The 965-nt window shown below is 53.1% G+C and carries 1 protein-coding gene and 1 pseudogene; both read left to right on the top strand.

The features are described from left to right. Positions 1-93 precede the first annotated feature (93 nt). Positions 94-522 (top strand): annotated as a pseudogene (locus IEV46_RS17820) (NucA/NucB deoxyribonuclease domain-containing protein); the annotation flags it as partial. Next, a complete protein-coding gene (locus tag IEV46_RS18285) occupies positions 505-723 on the top strand; it encodes an excalibur calcium-binding domain-containing protein (RefSeq protein ID WP_229736217.1) in 219 nt (72 codons plus the stop codon). The pseudogene IEV46_RS17820 and the gene IEV46_RS18285, both read left to right, overlap by 18 nt. Positions 724-965 lie beyond the last annotated feature (242 nt).

Raw genomic sequence — 965 nt, 5'->3', positions numbered from 1 at the left:
TTCGGACGGTTGGGAGACCCGTGGGATCGTGTCGCCTTGGAGGCCGTTAAAATGAGGTATCGGTTGAATTGATCCGGGTAAAGGAGAGATTCCATGTTAAAAAAATGGCTACCGGTCATCCTGGCCGGTTTTCTTGTTCTCGCCGGCTGTGCCCCTGTAGCAGATACCCCTATCTCATCTCCGGTCAGCGATCACAAAGCATATGATGTCATTTTGGAGTTTCCCGCCGATCGATACCCGGAGACAGCCGCACATATCCAAGATGCCATCAAGAAAGGACATTCCGAAATCTGCACCCTTGACCGGGATGGGGCGGAAGAGAACCGGGAGGAGTCGCTGAAAGGAATCCCTACCAAAGAGGGCTATGATCGGGACGAGTGGCCGATGGCCTTCTGTGCGGAGGGAGGAAAGGGAGCACACATCGCATATATAGATCCCTCAGACAACCGAGGCGCAGGAAGCTGGATCAGTCATGAGGTGGAGAAGTATCCAGACGGAACACGGGTGAAATTCGTGGTGAAATCCAAAGGAAAAGCACCCAAGGAAGCGGAACCGGTAGAGGGTGAGCAATCTGAGGGGACGGAAGAGGAAACCTTTGAAGATAAGAACTGCTCCGACTTCAAAACACAGGAGGAAGCGAAGAAATATCTATTACCCGGAGATCCTCACCGACTTGATCCGGATGGGGACGGCATCCCCTGTGAGAGTCTACCGGCAAGCTGATGAGCATAGAATAGAAATGACCACCGAAACGGCATCACCCGCCACGAGGCGGGGTTTTTTATTGGGAGAGGGAGACGCGTGCCCTTTATAAAGAGCGAGCGAGAAAAACCAACCCCTAAGGGCTGGGTTTTCTCGCTCGCTCTTTATAACTCCTCTGCCCCGATGATCTTGGAGAAGGGGATGAGTTCCTTGTCCTCTCCGTTCTGCAATAGCAACCATCTCCCCACCGGATCGATCCGCAT

Origin of the sequence: Kroppenstedtia guangzhouensis (genome assembly GCF_014637345.1) — a bacterium.
GTDB lineage: Bacteria > Bacillota > Bacilli > Thermoactinomycetales > DSM-45169 > Kroppenstedtia > Kroppenstedtia guangzhouensis.
Note: the sequence above shows the minus strand (reverse complement) of the source record. Positions and strands in the feature narration are given on the sequence as shown.